This is a genomic window from Agromyces cavernae, assembly GCF_021044935.1.
Classification (GTDB): domain Bacteria; phylum Actinomycetota; class Actinomycetes; order Actinomycetales; family Microbacteriaceae; genus Agromyces; species Agromyces cavernae.
Genome location: NZ_JAJNMP010000003.1, coordinates 740,714 through 755,845 on the forward strand (window position 1 = coordinate 740,714; position 15,132 = coordinate 755,845).

At 69.7% G+C, this 15,132-nt stretch carries 17 protein-coding genes and 1 tRNA gene; 8 read left to right on the plus strand and 10 right to left on the minus strand.

Annotation, left to right across the window (positions count from 1 at the left end; all coding sequences use genetic code 11):
- The first annotated feature begins 73 nt into the window (after window positions 1-73).
- Window positions 74-568, plus strand: coding sequence for a MarR family winged helix-turn-helix transcriptional regulator (locus tag LQ757_RS14765; protein ID WP_231048004.1), 495 nt, complete (start codon window positions 74-76; stop codon window positions 566-568).
- A gap of 127 nt (window positions 569-695) precedes the next feature.
- Entirely contained in the window at window positions 696-992 is a 297-nt protein-coding gene (locus LQ757_RS14770) for a hypothetical protein (protein ID WP_231048005.1), read from the plus strand.
- 8 nt (window positions 993-1,000) lie between these two features.
- Here the strand turns inward: LQ757_RS14770 and LQ757_RS14775 are convergent, their stop codons facing one another.
- Genes LQ757_RS14775 through LQ757_RS14785 form a run of 3 tightly spaced genes read right to left on the minus strand, consistent with a single transcriptional unit; the run spans window position 1,001 to window position 2,360 of the window.
- Window positions 1,001-1,312: a thioredoxin family protein gene (locus LQ757_RS14775; RefSeq protein ID WP_231048006.1), complete on the minus strand. Its 312-nt coding sequence runs from the start codon at window positions 1,310-1,312 to the stop codon at window positions 1,001-1,003.
- Window positions 1,309-2,025 carry a cation efflux transmembrane domain-containing protein gene (locus LQ757_RS14780; RefSeq protein WP_231048007.1) on the minus strand — a complete coding sequence of 239 codons (717 nt, stop codon included), beginning with the start codon at window positions 2,023-2,025 and terminating at the stop codon, window positions 1,309-1,311. Before LQ757_RS14780 ends, LQ757_RS14775 begins: the two co-directional genes overlap by 4 nt.
- A complete protein-coding gene (locus LQ757_RS14785; protein ID WP_231048008.1) occupies window positions 2,025-2,360 on the minus strand; it encodes an ArsR/SmtB family transcription factor in 336 nt (111 codons plus the stop codon). The genes LQ757_RS14780 and LQ757_RS14785 overlap by 1 nt, the downstream gene beginning before the upstream one ends.
- A gap of 155 nt (window positions 2,361-2,515) precedes the next feature.
- Between LQ757_RS14785 and LQ757_RS14790 the strand changes: the two genes are divergently transcribed.
- On the plus strand, window positions 2,516-4,009 hold the full coding sequence (locus tag LQ757_RS14790) for a hypothetical protein (protein ID WP_231048009.1): 1,494 nt from the start codon (window positions 2,516-2,518) through the stop codon (window positions 4,007-4,009).
- A 792-nt stretch (window positions 4,010-4,801) separates the two neighbouring features.
- Here the strand turns inward: LQ757_RS14790 and LQ757_RS19455 are convergent.
- The 3 genes from LQ757_RS19455 to LQ757_RS14810 all read right to left on the minus strand — a co-directional run bounded on the left by LQ757_RS19455 (window position 4,802) and on the right by LQ757_RS14810 (window position 6,932).
- Window positions 4,802-5,020, minus strand: coding sequence for a GNAT family N-acetyltransferase (locus LQ757_RS19455; protein ID WP_308195636.1), 219 nt, complete (start codon window positions 5,018-5,020; stop codon window positions 4,802-4,804).
- On the minus strand, window positions 4,935-6,581 hold the full coding sequence (locus tag LQ757_RS19460) for a hypothetical protein (protein ID WP_308195637.1): 1,647 nt from the start codon (window positions 6,579-6,581) through the stop codon (window positions 4,935-4,937). The genes LQ757_RS19455 and LQ757_RS19460 overlap by 86 nt, the downstream gene beginning before the upstream one ends.
- Window positions 6,582-6,859: 278 nt before the next feature.
- Window positions 6,860-6,932 (minus strand) — tRNA-Arg (locus LQ757_RS14810).
- 341 nt (window positions 6,933-7,273) lie between these two features.
- Here LQ757_RS14810 and LQ757_RS14815 point away from each other — a divergent pair.
- On the plus strand, window positions 7,274-8,224 hold the full coding sequence (locus tag LQ757_RS14815; protein WP_231048013.1) for a hypothetical protein: 951 nt from the start codon (window positions 7,274-7,276) through the stop codon (window positions 8,222-8,224).
- Between the two features lie 212 nt (window positions 8,225-8,436).
- On the opposite strand, the gene LQ757_RS14820 is transcribed toward LQ757_RS14815, so the two are convergent.
- A complete protein-coding gene (locus tag LQ757_RS14820; protein WP_231048014.1) occupies window positions 8,437-8,835 on the minus strand; it encodes an MmcQ/YjbR family DNA-binding protein in 399 nt (132 codons plus the stop codon).
- Between the two features lie 120 nt (window positions 8,836-8,955).
- Here LQ757_RS14820 and LQ757_RS14825 point away from each other — a divergent pair, with 120 nt between their 5' ends.
- A complete protein-coding gene (locus LQ757_RS14825; protein ID WP_231048015.1) occupies window positions 8,956-9,279 on the plus strand; it encodes a DUF7882 family protein in 324 nt (107 codons plus the stop codon).
- 58 nt (window positions 9,280-9,337) lie between these two features.
- Here LQ757_RS14825 and LQ757_RS14830 read toward each other — a convergent pair whose 3' ends face one another.
- Together LQ757_RS14830 and LQ757_RS14835 are read right to left on the minus strand one after the other, a co-directional pair.
- Complete coding sequence (locus LQ757_RS14830; RefSeq protein WP_231048016.1) at window positions 9,338-9,544, minus strand: hypothetical protein; 207 nt, start codon at window positions 9,542-9,544, stop codon at window positions 9,338-9,340.
- A 29-nt stretch (window positions 9,545-9,573) separates the two neighbouring features.
- Complete coding sequence (locus LQ757_RS14835) at window positions 9,574-9,984, minus strand: DUF7882 family protein (protein ID WP_231048017.1); 411 nt, start codon at window positions 9,982-9,984, stop codon at window positions 9,574-9,576.
- 340 nt (window positions 9,985-10,324) lie between these two features.
- Between LQ757_RS14835 and LQ757_RS14840 the strand changes: the two genes are divergently transcribed.
- The 3 genes from LQ757_RS14840 to LQ757_RS14850 are packed head-to-tail and all read left to right on the plus strand — an operon-like array spanning window position 10,325 to window position 12,497.
- Window positions 10,325-11,209 (plus strand): SDR family oxidoreductase, encoded by an 885-nt coding sequence (locus LQ757_RS14840; RefSeq protein WP_231048018.1) that lies wholly within the window; start codon window positions 10,325-10,327, stop codon window positions 11,207-11,209.
- Window positions 11,210-11,246: 37 nt separating this feature from the next.
- The gene (locus tag LQ757_RS14845; protein ID WP_231048019.1) at window positions 11,247-11,516 is read left to right on the plus strand and encodes a DUF7218 family protein; all 270 of its coding nucleotides are present in this window, start codon (window positions 11,247-11,249) and stop codon (window positions 11,514-11,516) included.
- A gap of 6 nt (window positions 11,517-11,522) precedes the next feature.
- On the plus strand, window positions 11,523-12,497 hold the full coding sequence (locus tag LQ757_RS14850; RefSeq protein WP_231048020.1) for a DNA topoisomerase IB: 975 nt from the start codon (window positions 11,523-11,525) through the stop codon (window positions 12,495-12,497).
- 98 nt (window positions 12,498-12,595) lie between these two features.
- Here the strand turns inward: LQ757_RS14850 and LQ757_RS14855 are convergent, their stop codons facing one another.
- Window positions 12,596-15,082: an ATP-dependent DNA ligase gene (locus LQ757_RS14855; RefSeq protein ID WP_231048021.1), complete on the minus strand. Its 2,487-nt coding sequence runs from the start codon at window positions 15,080-15,082 to the stop codon at window positions 12,596-12,598.
- Window positions 15,083-15,132: the final 50 nt, after the last annotated feature.

A 15,132-nucleotide genomic window follows, 5' to 3' on the forward strand; every position in this document is an offset into this window, starting at 1 on the left:
CGACCGGCCCTCAACCGTTTTCCCCCGGCGGTTCTCTATTGTTGGATGAGCCGAAATACCGAAGGGAGCCGAGATGGCCGATCGCGCGATCACGGTCGCCGCGTGGGAGTCGCTGTTCCGCGCCCAGGTGACCATCATGCGGGCGCTGGCCGCCGAGTTCCCGAGCGAAGTGATCTCGCTGAACGAGTACGACGTGCTCTTCAACATCTCACGCGCTCCGAGTCGGCGGTTGCGGCTCAAGGACCTCAATCGCAACGTGCTCATCACCCAGCCGAGCGTCAGCCGGCTCGTCGATCGCCTCACCGCGCGCGGCCTGGTCGTGAAACTGCCCGACCCCGATGACGGGCGCGGCACCATCGTCGGCATCACCGAATCCGGATTCGAGCTCTTCCGCGAGGTCGCGATCGAGCACATGGGCGCCATCACCCGGCACGTCGGCCATGCCCTCGATGAGCGAGAGCTCAAGGACCTCATCGACCTGTGCGACCGGCTGCGGCTGGGCGTCCGCGAGTCCGCGGGTCCCGCCGCCAACGGGACAGCCGACGACGAACTCTCGTACGACGTCTGATCGGCGCCGGGCGGTCCACAGCTCGCGGCTCGCGGCTCGCCGCTCGCGGCATCGGGCCCGACTAGCCTGCGAGGCGCGAACGCGCAACCCCGTGGATCGATGACGCATGGCGTGAGAGGTTTGTTGCATGACCGGACTCACCCAGGAGGTGCAGATCCGTCTGGGCATCGAGGTCGAAGACGAAACCATCCTCGTCGGCCTTCTGCCCGAAGACGACGGCGCCTCGCACGATCTCGAACAGGCGATCGTCAACGTGCTCACGACCGCCCTCGACTCCCCTGACTTCCGAGAGCTTCTCTGCACATACGGCCTTGCGATCCGGCGTGGCGAGGTCAGGGCGTTCACCCAGCAGATCGCCATGGTGCTGCCCGGTTCAGGCCTGGTGCATCCCGTCGCCCACGTCGTCGACCAGCACGCGATGTGACGCGGGCATTACGGGGAACGCGAGAGGAGGGCGTCCTCGAGTTGGGCATGCGTCGGATGACCGGCGAAGCCGCCCGGCGTCGCGTACACGCGGCAGGCGAGCGATCGCGTTCGACCACCGGATGGAAACAGGTCTACCCCGTCGACGAGGATCGTCGGCGAACCCGCGAACTCCCGTCCCCCGGCCGAGTCCTCCGAGTCGATCAGGTGCACTCCGATCGGGACATCCTGATGCTCCGTCGAATCGAGCGCCGAGCGCAGCAGACGCCGAGCCTCCTCCCAATTCGGGCACTCGGCGATGTACAGGAGATCGACCCTCATGCCTCTCCCTTGGTCGCATCGTCGAGGTGCTCCTCGCGCGAGTGATGATGACCATCTCCGTCGGATTCGCCCGCTTCGAGGATCATGCCCACGGAGGTCGCGCAAGCGTCGCCCTTCCACGCTTCGACGCCCTCGCGAACTGCGAAGACGACGATGACCAAGCCGGCGATCGGGTCGGCCCACCACCATCCGAAGAGGCTGTTGAGCAGCAGGCCGAGCAGGACCGCGGCTGAGAGGTAGGCGCAGATGAGCGTCTGCTTCGAGTCCGCGACCGCGGTCGCGGACCCGAGCTCCCGCCCGGCGCGACGCTCGGCGAGCGACAGGAGGGGCATCACCGCGACACTCACCGCGGTGAGGATGAGGCCGACGGTGCTGTGCTCAGGCTCGGCTGCTCCGAAGAGCGCGAGCAGTGATGACCCCGTCACGTAGGCGGCGAGCGCGAAGAACGCGACGGCGATGACGCGCAACGTGCCCCGTTCCCACCGCTCGGGGTCGCGACGGGTGAACTGCCATGCGACCGCCGCCGCCGAGAGGACTTCGATCGTCGAGTCGAGCCCGAATCCGATCAGGGCCACCGAGGACGCGATCGTGCCGGCCGTGATCGCGACGATGGCCTCGATCACGTTATACCCGATGGTCGCGGCCACGATCAGGCGGATGCGCCGATGCAGCGTCGCTCGGCGGGCGTCGGCGAGGGTGGTCGAGGTCGTCATCAGCAGGTGCACCCCTCCCCCGAGCAGCAGTCGGGATCGACCACGAGCACGAGGCGAAGGAGGTCGTCGAGCGCAGGAGCCAGATGCGAGTCCGCGAGGCGATACCACATGCGCCGACCATCGGGAATCGACTCCACCAGGCCGCACCCGCGCAGGCAGGCCAGCTGGTTGGACATGACCTGCCGCGAGACGCCCAGCGCATCGGCGAGGTCGGAGGGGTACGCGGGTGCTTCGCGCAATGCGAGGAGGATGCTCGCTCGGGTCGGGTCAGCGAGGGCGTGCCCGAGCCGCGCGAGCGCGGCGGTATGCGTGAGGGTCGCAGTCGCGGTCGTCATGGAAGTAACAGTACAGCAATCTCTGAATTAAGCACCTCGTGTACCAACTGATGGATATCGCGACCGCCTCGACGAGTATCACCGGTTCTGTGAGAGGTACTGCTGGACCGCGTCCCCGGTCGCGAGTACCGTCGAACCACACGGGGGTGAGATCCATGACGTCAGCGGATGCCGCACGGTGCGTGCCGTGGCTCCGCTATGCCCTGCTGGGCATCGTCATGGCGGCGATCTGGCTCGCGATCAGCCTGTTCGCGAACAGCGTCGGCGCCGCGGCCGACGAGGCCGCGCCCGCGGTCGAGCCTGCACCGACAGCGACTGAACCGGCCGTGCCGGACGTCGAGCCTGTACCGACGGCGAGCGAACCGGCCGTGCCGGACGTCGTCGTCGAACCCGCCGAACCGGCCGTGCCGGACGTCGTCGTCGAACCCGCCGAACCGGCCGTGCCGGACGTCGCGGTGGAGGTGGAGGCCGAGGTCGAGGGGAATCAGGTGGGTGGACCGGCGCCCGCCGCCCCCGCGGTGGTGCCTCCTGCCCCCAAGAACGTCACGCCGCCAGGCCTCACCGACAAGCCGGAACAGCCCACCCGGGCTCCCGAACCCGCACTCGCGCCCGCGCCCAGGCCCAAGCCGATGCCCGGCGGCCTCGCCGACAAGCCAGACCTCCCCGCCCAACCCCCCGCGCAGAAGCCCAGCGACACGCCACCGGGGCTCGCCGAAAAGCCAGACAAGCCGGACAAGCACAACCGTCCCCCCGCGCACGAGCCCACACTGCCGGTCCCGACTGACAAGCCAGACAAGCCCGACCGCGCCATCCAAGCGCCCGCACCCAACCCCAAGCCCACGCCACCCTGGCTCGCCGAGAAGCCGAACCACCCCACCGAAGCAACCGCACCACCCGGGCTCATGGACAAGCCGGACAAGCCCGACCACTCCACCCGGACCCCCGCACCTGCACCTTCACCTGCACCCAAGCCCGCACCACCCGGGCTCTCCGACAAGCCCAAGCCCGATCACCCCTCCCAAGCGACCGATCCCCAACACACGTCCGCACCTGCGCCACCCGACCCCAAGAACGGCATGCCCCCCGGCTCCGCCGATAAGCCCGACCACCCCGCCAACGCACCGGCCACGGATCACCCTGCGAGTGACAAGCCGGCCGCTCCTGCGTCCGCGCACGACCCCGGCGACTCGGTGACGGGCGCACTGACCGAAACGGCAAGCGCACCCCCCGCCACGGCAGCGACGGCAGCGACGGCAGCCACGAGGATCGCCGCCGACGCCTCGCCGCTCGGCTGGGGGGCGAGCGGGCCGCCGAGCGGCACGCCGTTCTTCATTGACGACACGTCGGCTCCAGTGGCGGGCGGGTCGGACGGCGCGCCCGCTCCCGGATACGGAACGGGCACGATCGCGCCCGCAGACGGCACGCCGCTCGTCGGCGGCGCTCCTGCATCGCCGGGCGCCGGCGGCGGAGCGGGTTCCGGCGGAGCCGGCTCCAGTGGATCCGCGTTCGGCGCGTCCGCGGCATCCGGAACGTCCGACGCGACGTTCGCCGCACTCGGACTCGGCGCGCTCGCACCACGGGTACTGCACTCGGCTGACGACGAACTGCCGTCGTCGCCGGTGTACGACACCGACACCACCCCTGACTGATCGGGGTCCGCTCCACCTGCGCGATTACAGGTGGGAACGGTCATCGCCCCCTGCCCGGGAGCGAATACCCCAGTTCCAGTCAGGAGGACCGGACCATGCCTCGATCGGCAATGAGGACGCGATACGCCCCCTCGTCGCCGTGCGCCGCTGCGAGGCGCACATCGACGTGCGCCGGCCGGGCCGATCTCGCATCCATGACCCGTGCCGTACCGGCCGGGTCGGGATTCCTCGGCACGCGGAGGTTCCCGATGCGACGTTGACCGGGTGGGTCCGGCACCTCGCCCCCAGTGTCGGGCCTCACCCCCCACGGTCGTGCAGCGTACCCGACGCGCACGGCCGGCCGCGCTGTTCTGCGCGGCCGGCGCAGGGCGGTGGCGGAACCCACCCGCCGCCCTGCGCCACTTCATGACCCTGCTCCGGCGTCGCGAGGAGCGCGCCGCGAGGCCGCGATTCCGCGTCGAGGCGCAGGAGGGTTGCATAACGGCGGGGTGGGAACCCTACCTCCCACCCCACCGCGGCCTCACAAGAGGCCTCATCTCACCGAGCGACCCGAACTGAGCTCGGCAAGCACCACCCGAGCGGTCGGCTGGGCCGCCCGATCGCACGACCCAGCAAGGCAGGATAGGTCGTTCGGGTCGGGTTCGACTCGGGTTTGGTCGAATCGTATCCGCACGGCCGACCCGTGCGCACCGCCCCGATCAGGGGACAAAATCGAGGAATCTTCGTACGGTGTAGCTGATTCTCGCGGCGCAGCTGCGCGCACGTCGAGGCACCGACGAGCCCCGGGATCCGTCAGGCAGCGGGCCAGTCGACGGATGCCTCGTACTCGGGGTGCCGACGCAGGTAGGCGGCGATGAACGGGCATTCGGGAACGATGCGCTCACCGCGGGCGACCGCGTCGTCGAGAACGAATTTCGCGAGCCGGCTACCCAGCCCCATGCCCTCGAACTCGGGGCGAACGATCGTGTGCGTGAACACGATCGTTCCGGGCTCGAGGCGGAACTGCGACACACCCGCACGCCGGCCGCCGACGGTCAGGTCGTAACGCTGGCGTTCGTCGCTCCGGACGATGTCGACTTCGGCGGCGCCATCGTGCTCGGTCGCCCCCGGGTCGCCGGCGTGCTGCGGGTCGAAGGCGCTGGCCATCGTTCCTCCTGGTCGGTGATCGCGAGCCGGTGCAGCTCGCCCCTCTTCGAACCACAACGCTGCGGGTCGCAGAAGATTCCCCGGCGGGATGGGCCGCCCGCGAAGGGTGGGCACGAGCGAGACGGATGCCCCGGCGCCGCGCCGGGGCATCCGCCTCGCCCTGTTCCTGCCGGTGCGCTGACGTGACCGCGACGAAGACGATCAGCCATGCGAAGACGAGCGTGAACGCGATGATCTCGAAGACGGTGAGGTTGAAGACGTGCAATCCGTCGTAGGCGACCATCGCGCTCACCTCGAGGAGCAGCGTGGTGGCCGAGAACCAGACGAAGGGTCGCGGCATGCGCACCGCATACCACGGAGCGCCGATGCAGAGCAGCGCGAAGGCGGCGGCCGCGCCGAGCGCGAACGCGTTGTGCAGGTCGGGCGCCTGCGAGATCGGCACCCAGCCGACGCCCATGAGCCCGAACCCGACAAGCCCGATGAGCGTACGGATCACCGCCCGCGCACCGCGGCGGATGCCGTAGCCGCCGAACGCGATTCCCCGGGTGAGCATGGCCGACATGCCGGCGATCCCTCCGCCCGACACCGCGACCGCCACGTTGAAGCACATCGCGGCGAAATCGCCCGAGGTGCCCAGGGTGCTGAAGTTGTGCACCCACCACTCGCCCGTCGGTGTGATGCTCATGCTCGCGAGACTGCCGGCCGCGAGCAGCATGGCGACGAGGTTGAAGGTGCGATACGCCTCGTTCTCGATGGCCTGACGGTGCAAGCGCCCAGTGCTGACCCCGATCGCCACCGCGAGCGCGGCGCCCACGCTGATGTGACCGCCGGGCACGGGTTCGAACGCGTCGGAGGTGAAGTGCACGGCGAGCATCGCGAGCGCCGCCCAGGTGAGACCGTTGGCAGCCGAACGACTCGTCGGCCCGGGTGCCGGGAGGCCCAGCTGCGCGAGCTGCGACAGACCGCTGCGCGATGCCGATGTGATGATGAGCGCGGCACCGATGGCCGCGCCGCCGGCGAGAGCGGGAGCGATCCACAGGTAGTCGATGCCGTGGCCGCCGCTCGAACTCGCCAGCCGCGGGGCGAACGCACGGTAGAGGACCACCGCCACGGCGCCTGCGATGAGGAGTGCGTACGTGCGGCGCACGAGCGAACCGAGGCGATCGAGTCGCTGATCGCTCGCGCCGCCCGTATGCGCGCTCGCGCTCGTGCTCGTGCTCTGGCTCGTGCTCGTGCTCCTGCTCGTGCTCCTGCTCGTGCTCCTGCTCGTGCTCGTGCTCGTGCTCGCACGGCGGCTGCCACGCGGGAGTGCCGCCGTGCCCGCGGGCACGACGGTGAGCCGAACGTGCACTGCACGGCCGGCGAAGCCGGGAACGGTCGCGCGCTGCATCAGTTGCCCCCGGTGCTGCGTAGCTGAGATCGCCACGGCGCGCACCCCTCACAATCCGGACTCCCCGATGAAGAGAGTCAGATCGAAACCGAGCCTAATCGGCTCTTCTGTCTCGTGTCATCCATCCATCGGATGAGGCCGAGTGATCCTCAGACGATTCCCAGCACCCCGTGAGCAGACGATGTGGCGGCCATTCGAGCATTCGCGCGGGGCGGGTGCCCCGGAACGACGAAGGCGTTCGCGCAGCTCGGTCGCCCCGGAACGACGAAAGCGGCCCGCTTTCGCGGACCGCTCTCATACTGTCTCAACCAGAGTGCGCCCGGAGGGATTCGAACCCCCAACCTTCTGATCCGTAGTCAGATGCTCTATCCGTTGAGCTACGGGCGCATGGGATGTCGCCCAGCGCTTCGTTCGCGATCAGGCAACCACGCAACTCTAACCTACCGGCTCCGATCATGCCAATCGAGCCGTCGCTCTCTCAAGGTTGTGGGTACGGACGATGTCGTGGCTGCGTCGAGCCGTTGGCTGCGTCGCACGAGGCTCGCCGCCGCGCGCCTCCGTCGAGTGTTTCCGTTTCGGCTGGCGGTGTCCGATCCGGCGGAAACCGTCGGTCGAAACGGAAACAGTCGGCGACGACACTCGTCCTCGACAGGGCGTTGGGTCCGCGAGTTGCGCCGGCGGTGGCCAGGAGCATCCGGATGCCTCGGCACACACCCGATCGTGGTGGAATGGACAAGTCCGATGCCGGGTGGCTGCCGCTCATCACCGCCCGCCAACTCGCGCTCGCAGGCCGGGACTCACGCCCGCTGCACCATGACCACGTGCGCGTGCGTCGTGGTGTCTTCGTCGAGACGGCGGGTTGGCAGCACGCAGAACGTGAGCAGCGACACCTGCTGAGGATGCGTGCGGTGGCCGAGACCCGTCGCAGCACCCCGGTCTTCTCGCATGTCTCTGCGGGCATCCTCTGGGGGGTGCCGATCGTCGGTCGCCACCTCGATCATGTGCATCTCGCCGGCGCAGGTGGGTCGGTCGCTCGGTCGAAGAACGGTGTCGTCTGGCATCACGAGTCCCTCGAGCCGGACGAGCTCGATGAGCGTCTGGGATTCGTGGTCACGAGCTTTCGGCGAACGGTGCTCGACCTCGCACGCTCGCTGCCCTTCGCGTCGGCGGTCGCAGTGGTGGATCATGCGCTGCGATCGAGCCTGCGTCATCCGGACCACCCGGAGTTCGGCGGAGCGACCCGTGCGGGACTGCTCGACGCATTGGCAGCAGTCGGCTCTCGCCGGGGGGTGCGGCCTGCCCGAGCGGCCATCCAGTTCGCCGACCCGAGGTCCGCTTCGCCCGGCGAATCGATCAGCCGCGCGAACATCCACCTCCTGGGCCTTCCGGCGCCTGAATTGCAGGTGAGCTTCCCGCGCTCCGACGGCGGGCGCGACATCGTCGACTTCGATTGGCCGGAGTTCGACACGTTCGGAGAGTTCGACGGGCTCGGCAAGTACGTGAAGCCCGAGTTCCTGAAGGGGCGCACGACCCAGGAGGCGGTCATGCTCGAGAAGGCGAGGGAGAACAGGATCCGCAAGCACCGGTCGTTCGGGGCGCGGTGGGATTGGCCGATCGCGATGAGGCCCTCGCTGCTCCGCGCCGAACTCCTTCAGGCCGGCTTGCGGCCGGCTCGATGAGTTCGCCGACGTCGAGTGTTTCCGTTTCTGCCGAATGTCGCCCCGAGAACGGGAACATCGGGAGGAAACGGAAACACTCGACGGATGACTGCGGCGAGGGGCGCGCGGCGAGCGCGGAGCGTGAGGGCGCGGGAGCGCGGGAGCGCGAGGGCGCGGGGAACGCGGGGAGGGCGGGGAGCGCGAGGAGGGCGGGAGCCCTCCGACGAGATGCTTCAGCTGCCCGCGTGATCGGGCCGCAACGCATCGAGCGCCGCGAGCTGCCTGCGGTTCGCCACCTGACGGTACGAGGTCTCGATGAGTTCGGCGAGCAACTGCCAGTCGGTGTCGGGTGCGTCGAGGTCAGCCCCGATCCACCGGGCACGATCGTAGTAGGGCACCCCGTAGAACCGGCCGTCCTCGACGAGCGCGCGGTGCTCGTCGGGGTCGGTCTTCACGACGATCGAGAACGGCCGCTCCATCGTGGCGGCGACGTGCACGAAGATCGGCTTGCGAGCACGGAAGGTCGGCCTCCCCCACGCCTTCACCTCGACGGCCTCGGGAAGCGCGAGGCAGATCGCTCGCACCCGTTCGATGAGCGGGTGGCGCGGATCGACGACTTCGGGATGCTCCACGCGGTCACCTTAGCCGGGGCTCGCGACATCCGTCACGGGTGTCGACGCCGGAATCGACGACGCCACCGCCCAACGCAAACACCGCACCGTAGATCCATGCCTGACCATTAGAGTTCGAGCATGGGCAAGTTCATCTACAACTCGTCTCAGCGTGAGATCGAGATCGACGATCGTACCCTCGCCCACCTGCGCGTGGCCATCCTGAACAAGCTGCGACGCGCCGAGAGCTTCGCGATGACGTGGGAGCACGGCGTGGAAAAGGGCAGCGGCCGCACGACGTTCTGGCTGCACGAAGCGATCCCGTTGCAGTTCGTGTTCAGCGGCAATCGCCCGCCGACGCTCAACCGGCTGTGGATCGAACAGCTGCTGCTCACCGCCAACAGCACCGCAGGCCTGCACTACGTACCCGAGCCCGAGGAGTCGGAGGCGTTCGAGGGCGACTAGGGCGATGGGCGGCGAGCGACCGGACGCGGATCGCCCAGCCCTCGGCCGACCCGGCCGATCAGTCGACCGCTTCCATCTGTGTCCGGATGAAGTCTCGCTCTGCCGTGGACAGGGACGTGTCGACCGGCGCACCGACGAGCGTCTCGATCTCGGCGGCCGTCGCCGCGTCGATCTCACCGTCGAGGTCGTTGAGCAGTCGGTGCTTCGCCGCGATCGAGAGGTGGGGCCACCAACGCTCGATTTCGTGTCCTCGCGTCGTGTTCATCGTTGCCTCCCCAGAACGTCGCCCCGTGGTCAGGCGGGCTGCGTCTGCCCGCCTGGTTGGACCTGAACGTCGGGTTCGACCTCCTGCACGTCGACCCCCACCTGTACCGGCTGCTCGGCGATCGTCGGTATCGGAGCGGTGTCGAGGTGCTCGGGGACGAGCTGGATGCCGCCCGTGCTGTTCGCCGAGCGCATCAGGTCTTCGATCCACTTGCGGCTGAGCTCGGGGGCCTCGGGCTCGTCGAAGACGAAGCGAAGCGGGATGGACGGATGCAGCCAGAGGGTGCTGCGCCCACGCGGCTGATCGTCGGTGTGCTGCCATGACAGCGTGAAGCTCTCACCCCGGCGGAGTTTGGTCGTGATCGCGACCTTGACGTGCGCGAGCGCCCGATCTTCGATGCCGATCGGCGTGCCGGAGTCACCGTAGTACAGCGTTCCCACGTCACCAGCATATGCCGTGGGAGCGCTGCACGAACAGGCCTTCGCACAACGATCGGATGCGACATCCGCTCTTCTCGGGCGGCGCCCACGAAGGAACGCGGGCGACCGCATGGGCGCCGGCCGCGTTCAGGTTCGAACGGGACCGGTGCGTCAGACTGTCCGGTTGCCGCTCAGGTAGCGGACGAGGAACACGATGGCCGCGATGACGAGCAGGACGATTCCGCGTCGACCGACGACCCCGAGGCAGTCGGCAGCGGACGTCCCGAGTCGGCGAGCGTGTCAATCCCCTGTCGGCCTTCCGGGCACCGGCGTAACGTCGCGCGTGATCCGAGGAGGCACCGTGACCGACGATCGGCTCATCGATCCCACGACCAAGCACACCACCGACCCGTTCCCACGTCAGGAGCAGGAGCCGCCCGGGCTCACCGAGCGCATGGCGCCGTTGCCCGACCACGGCGAGCAGAGCTACCAGGGGAATCGCCTGCTCGAGGGTCGGCGCTCGCTCATCACCGGCGGCGACTCGGGCATCGGGCGTGCCCTCGCGATCGCGTTCGCCCGCGAGGGCGCGCGGGTCGCCATCTCCTACCTTGCGAGTGAGAGAGCCGACGCCGAGGAGACGGCCGAGTGGATCCGCGACGCGGGCAGCGAGCCGCTGCTGCTGCCCGGCGACCTGCGCGACGAGCAGCACTGTCGCGACATCGTGGAGCAGACCGCGCAGGAGTTCGGCGGGCTCGACCTGCTGGTGCTGAACGCGGCCCACCAGCGCAACCGGGGCGGGATCGACGAGATTCCCACCGATGACTTCGAGCACGTCATGCGGGTGAACCTGTTCGCTCCGGTGTTCATGGCGCGCGCCGCGGTGCCGCTCATGGATGCGGGGTCGTCGATCATCACCACGGCGTCCATCCAGGGCTTCGACCCGTCGTCGGCGCTCGTCGACTACGCCATGACGAAGGCGGCGCTCGTCGCCTTCACCAAGGCCCTTGCCGAGGAACTCGGACCACGGGGCATCCGTGTCAACGCCGTCGCGCCCGGACCGATCTGGACGCCGCTCATCCCCGCGACCGGGTGGCCCGACACGCTGCCCGAGTTCGGGCGCAACACCCCGCTCGGTCGTGCCGGTCAACCCGCGGAGCTCGCCGGAGCCTATGTGTACCTCGCGTCCGACGAGGCATCGTACGTGTCGGGCGCCGTGTTGCCCGTCACCGGCGGGCGCGGACTCTGAGACAACCCGCGAGAACGGGGCGAGACAGGAGCACACCATGCCAGGACGCAAGAGGAACCCATCGCTGAAGGACCCCGAGCTCTACGAGGAGCTGCGTGACGACGGCGCCTCGAAGGAGAAGGCCGCGCGCATCTCGAATGCCGCCGCAGCACAGGGGCGAAGCGCCATCGGCCGCAAGGGCGGCAAGCACGGCGACTATGAGGACTGGACCGTCGACGCGCTCAGGAAGCGAGCGAAGGAGCTCGGCCTGACCGGGTACAGCGGCAAGCGCAAGGCCGAACTCATCGACGCGCTGCGCAACCACTGACGGGCGATGCCGCGCCTCAGGCGGGTCGAACCGTACGTCTCGCCCGGGTACCTGCGGGTGAGGCGGGGCCGCGGTTTCGCCTACGTGCACAGCGACGGCGGCTCGGCCGGACGCGCCGAGCGGGCACGCATCGTCGATCTCGCGATCCCACCCGCATGGGAGGACGTGTGGATCTCGGATGCCCCGAACGCTCACATTCTCGCGGTCGGCAGCGACGCGGCGGGCCGGCGTCAGTACCTCTACCACCCGGTGTGGCGCCAGCAGCAGGACGCCGAGAAGTTCCTGCGCATGACCGCGCTCGCCGAGGCCCTCCCCCGGGCCCGTCGGACCGTGCGGCGCGACCTGGCGCAGGGCGATCTCAGTCGGACGCACGTGCTCGCCGCGGCCTTCCGCACGCTCGAGCTCGCCGCGCTGCGCATCGGATCCGAGGAGTCGCTCACCGGATTTCGAAGCCGCGGGCTCACGACGCTGCTCGTCCGCAACGCCGCCGTCGACGGGGACGAGACGGTGCGGTTCCGCTTCCGCGCCAAGGGAGGCATCGGCCAGGAAGTGCGGGTGGCCGACGCCGCGCTCGCCGACTTCGTGCGTCGGGAGGGCGGGCGATCGGCGGCGTCACGGCTGTACGCGTGGTCGTCGGGGCGTCGGATGCGCGCCCTCGTCCCCGCCGACGTGAACGACGACATCCGCGAACGCACCGGCGGGGCGTTCACGGCGAAGGACTTCCGCACGCTGCGCGGCACCGTGGTCGCGGCCGAGCGGCTCGCCGAGATCGGTCCCCTCGCCACCGCGCGGGACCGGAGTCGTGCCGTACGGGAGTTGATCGTGCAGGCGAGCGAAGTACTCGGCAACACCCCCGCGATCGCAAAGGGCAGCTACATCGACCCCCGCGTGATCTCGGCGTACGAACACGGGCGGGTGATCGATCGCCGTGGCGGTCGCGAGACCGCCCTACTCGCCCTGCTCATCGACGACGGGTCGTGAACCCTGCGGTGAACCCGCCCGCGTAGGGCGCCCGCGCAGTGCGCACGCGCAGTGCGCACGCGCAGTGACGCCCACCGCCTGCCGGCCGCCGGCGCCCCTCACTCCTCGCGACGCACCTCGGCGGGGTCGACGTCGGTGCGGATGCCCCGCCACCGCGGGTGCCGGGCCACGCCCGTGCCGGTCCATCCGCTGAACTCGATCTCGCCGACCAGTTCCGGCCGCACCCACACCGCGTCGGCGGCATCTGCCGCGGGAACGTCCAAGAAAGGGGCATCCACCCGCTCGGTCTCGGTGAACCTCGCCAGCAGGCGATCGAGATCCTTCTCGCGCAGACCCGACCCGACCCGGCCGACGTATTCGAGCCCGTGCTCGGGCCCACCCTCGCCCGGGATGCCGACGAGCAGCGACCGGATGCGGCCCGTGCGGGTTCCGACGCCGCGCCGATACCCGCCGATGACGACCTCCTGCGTGCGGGTGACCTTGAGCTTCACCCACTCGTCGGTGCGCGCCCCCGGGCGGTAGGCCGAGCCCGGCCGTTTCGCGACGATACCCTCGAGCCCGAGCATGCGGCTCTCGTCGAGCGCTTCGGCCGGCGTTCCCTCGGCGGCCGGCGGCACCTCGACGGGCACCCCGGGCACGCGGTGCACCAGTCCGGCGAGGCGCGCCCGGCGGGCGCGATAGGGCTCGCCCATCACCGAGGTGCCGTCGACCTCGAGCACGTCGAACAGCAGCAGGCGAACCGGCACGGATGCCGCGACCACGGCGATCTCGCGAGGCTTCGTCAGTCCCATCCGCTCCTGCAGCCGGCCGAAGTCGGGCCGCCCCTCGGCGTCGAGCGCGACGATCTCGCCGTCGACGAGGGCGTCCGCGCCGATCACCTCGGGCAGGCGCGCGAGTTCGGGGTACCGCTCGGTGATGTCGATGCCGTTGCGACTCATGAGGCGCACCCCATCGCCGTCGACGCGCGCGAGCACCCGGATGCCGTCCCACTTCCATTCGAGCGCCCAGTCGCCGCGGGCGAGCAGGCCGACCGTGCCGGGTGAGGCGAGCATCGGCCGCTCGCGGATGGCCGCCGGTCGAGTGGCACGCGCTGGTTGAGGAGCGCCCGACGCAGGAGGACGCGTCTCGAAACCCTCTTCGGCGCCCGGGGTTTCGAGACGGCGCCGGCGCGCCTCCTCAACCCACGCGTGCGGACGCTGGTCCTTCATGCGGTGCAGCAGCCAACTGCTCTTCTCGCCCGACCCGTCGGTGCGGATGAGCGCGACCCGCACGACACCGGCGAGCGGCCCGCCCGGCTGCCCGTCGAGGTCGACGATGACCTCGTCGTCGCGCCACTTCTCGGTGGCGTAGGTGCCGGTGTCCCAGATCGTCATCGACCCGGCTCCGTACTCCCCCGCGGGAATCGTGCCCTCGAAGGTCGCGTACTCCATCGGGTGATCCTCGGTCTGCACCGCGAGATGGTTGACGCCGGATGTCTCGGGCACGCCCTTCGGCACCGCCCAGCTCTTGAGCACCCCATCGCGCTCGAGTCGCAGGTCGAAGTGCAGGCGCCGGGCGTGGTGCTCCTGGATGACGAACCGCGGCGGGTCGTCGGCCGACGCGGTCGCGGCACCCCACGTCGAGGCCGGCATAGGCTCGGGCGTCTTGCCGGTCGACCGCATCGAGAGGTACTCCGACAGCGGCCCGCCATGCGACCGCTCGGTGATCGCCCGCATCGGGTCGCCTCCGTCGGCGATGCGGGCGAGCACCTCGGATGCCTCGAGGTGGCGCAGCCCCGGATCGTCGAGCTCCTCCCACGTTCGCGGGGCCGCAACCGTGGGCCGGGCACGGCCGCGCAGCGAATACGGGGCGATCGTCGTCTTGTTGGCGTTGTTCTGGCTCCAGTCGATGAGCACACGCCCGGTGCGCAGCGTCTTGCGCATGCTCGACACGATGAGCTCGGGGTGGTCGGCCTCGAGCGCACGCGCGAGCTCGTGCGCGACATCCGACACCTGCTGGGAGGTCTGCGACCCGTCGAGTGCCGCATAGAGGTGGATGCCCTTGCTGCCGCTCGTCACCGGCAACACCTCGAGACCCATGCCCGCGATGAGGTCGCGCACGAGACGCGCGACCTCGGCGCACTCGGCGAGGCCCATGCCCTCGCCCGGGTCGAGATCGAACACCATGCGGTCGGGATTCGCGGCACCGCCTTGCGCGTCGAACCGCCACTGCGGCACGTGCAGCTCGAGCGCCGCCTGCTGGGCGAGCCACACGAGGGTCGCCCGGTCACCCGCGATCGGGTAGGTCTTCGGCCCGTCGGAGTGCTCGATGACGCCGCGACGCACCCACTCGGGGGCGTGCTCGGCGAGGTTCTTCTCGAAGAACGGCTGTGCCGGGTCATCCGTCGTGCCGACGCCGTGCACCCAGCGCTTGCGCGTCACCGGGCGGCCGGCCACGAGCGGCACCATGACCGGGGCGATCTCGGCGTAGTACGAGATCACCTCGCCCTTGGTCGTGCCCGTCTCGGGATACATGACCTTCTCGAGGTTCGTCAGCCGCAGTCTGCGACCGTCGACCTCGACGAGCTGACGCGAGCCCTCGGCCATGTCCCCATCTTGTCGCATGAATGTCGCGCGTCGACCGGACGCAACTCAGG

Coding starts and splice junctions, on each gene's coding strand:
- LQ757_RS14785 (WP_231048008.1), bottom strand. CDS start 2,360: ATGACGACCGCGACTGCGACCCTCACGCATACCGCCGCGCTCGCGCGG.
- LQ757_RS14855 (WP_231048021.1), bottom strand. CDS start 15,082: ATGGCCGAGGGCTCGCGTCAGCTCGTCGAGGTCGACGGTCGCAGACTG.
- LQ757_RS14850 (WP_231048020.1), top strand. CDS start 11,523: ATGCCGCGCCTCAGGCGGGTCGAACCGTACGTCTCGCCCGGGTACCTG.
- LQ757_RS14830 (WP_231048016.1), bottom strand. CDS start 9,544: ATGAACACGACGCGAGGACACGAAATCGAGCGTTGGTGGCCCCACCTC.
- LQ757_RS14765 (WP_231048004.1), top strand. CDS start 74: ATGGCCGATCGCGCGATCACGGTCGCCGCGTGGGAGTCGCTGTTCCGC.
- LQ757_RS14790 (WP_231048009.1), top strand. CDS start 2,516: ATGACGTCAGCGGATGCCGCACGGTGCGTGCCGTGGCTCCGCTATGCC.
- LQ757_RS14815 (WP_231048013.1), top strand. CDS start 7,274: ATGGACAAGTCCGATGCCGGGTGGCTGCCGCTCATCACCGCCCGCCAA.
- LQ757_RS14780 (WP_231048007.1), bottom strand. CDS start 2,025: ATGACGACCTCGACCACCCTCGCCGACGCCCGCCGAGCGACGCTGCAT.
- LQ757_RS14825 (WP_231048015.1), top strand. CDS start 8,956: ATGGGCAAGTTCATCTACAACTCGTCTCAGCGTGAGATCGAGATCGAC.
- LQ757_RS14775 (WP_231048006.1), bottom strand. CDS start 1,312: ATGAGGGTCGATCTCCTGTACATCGCCGAGTGCCCGAATTGGGAGGAG.
- LQ757_RS14770 (WP_231048005.1), top strand. CDS start 696: ATGACCGGACTCACCCAGGAGGTGCAGATCCGTCTGGGCATCGAGGTC.
- LQ757_RS14845 (WP_231048019.1), top strand. CDS start 11,247: ATGCCAGGACGCAAGAGGAACCCATCGCTGAAGGACCCCGAGCTCTAC.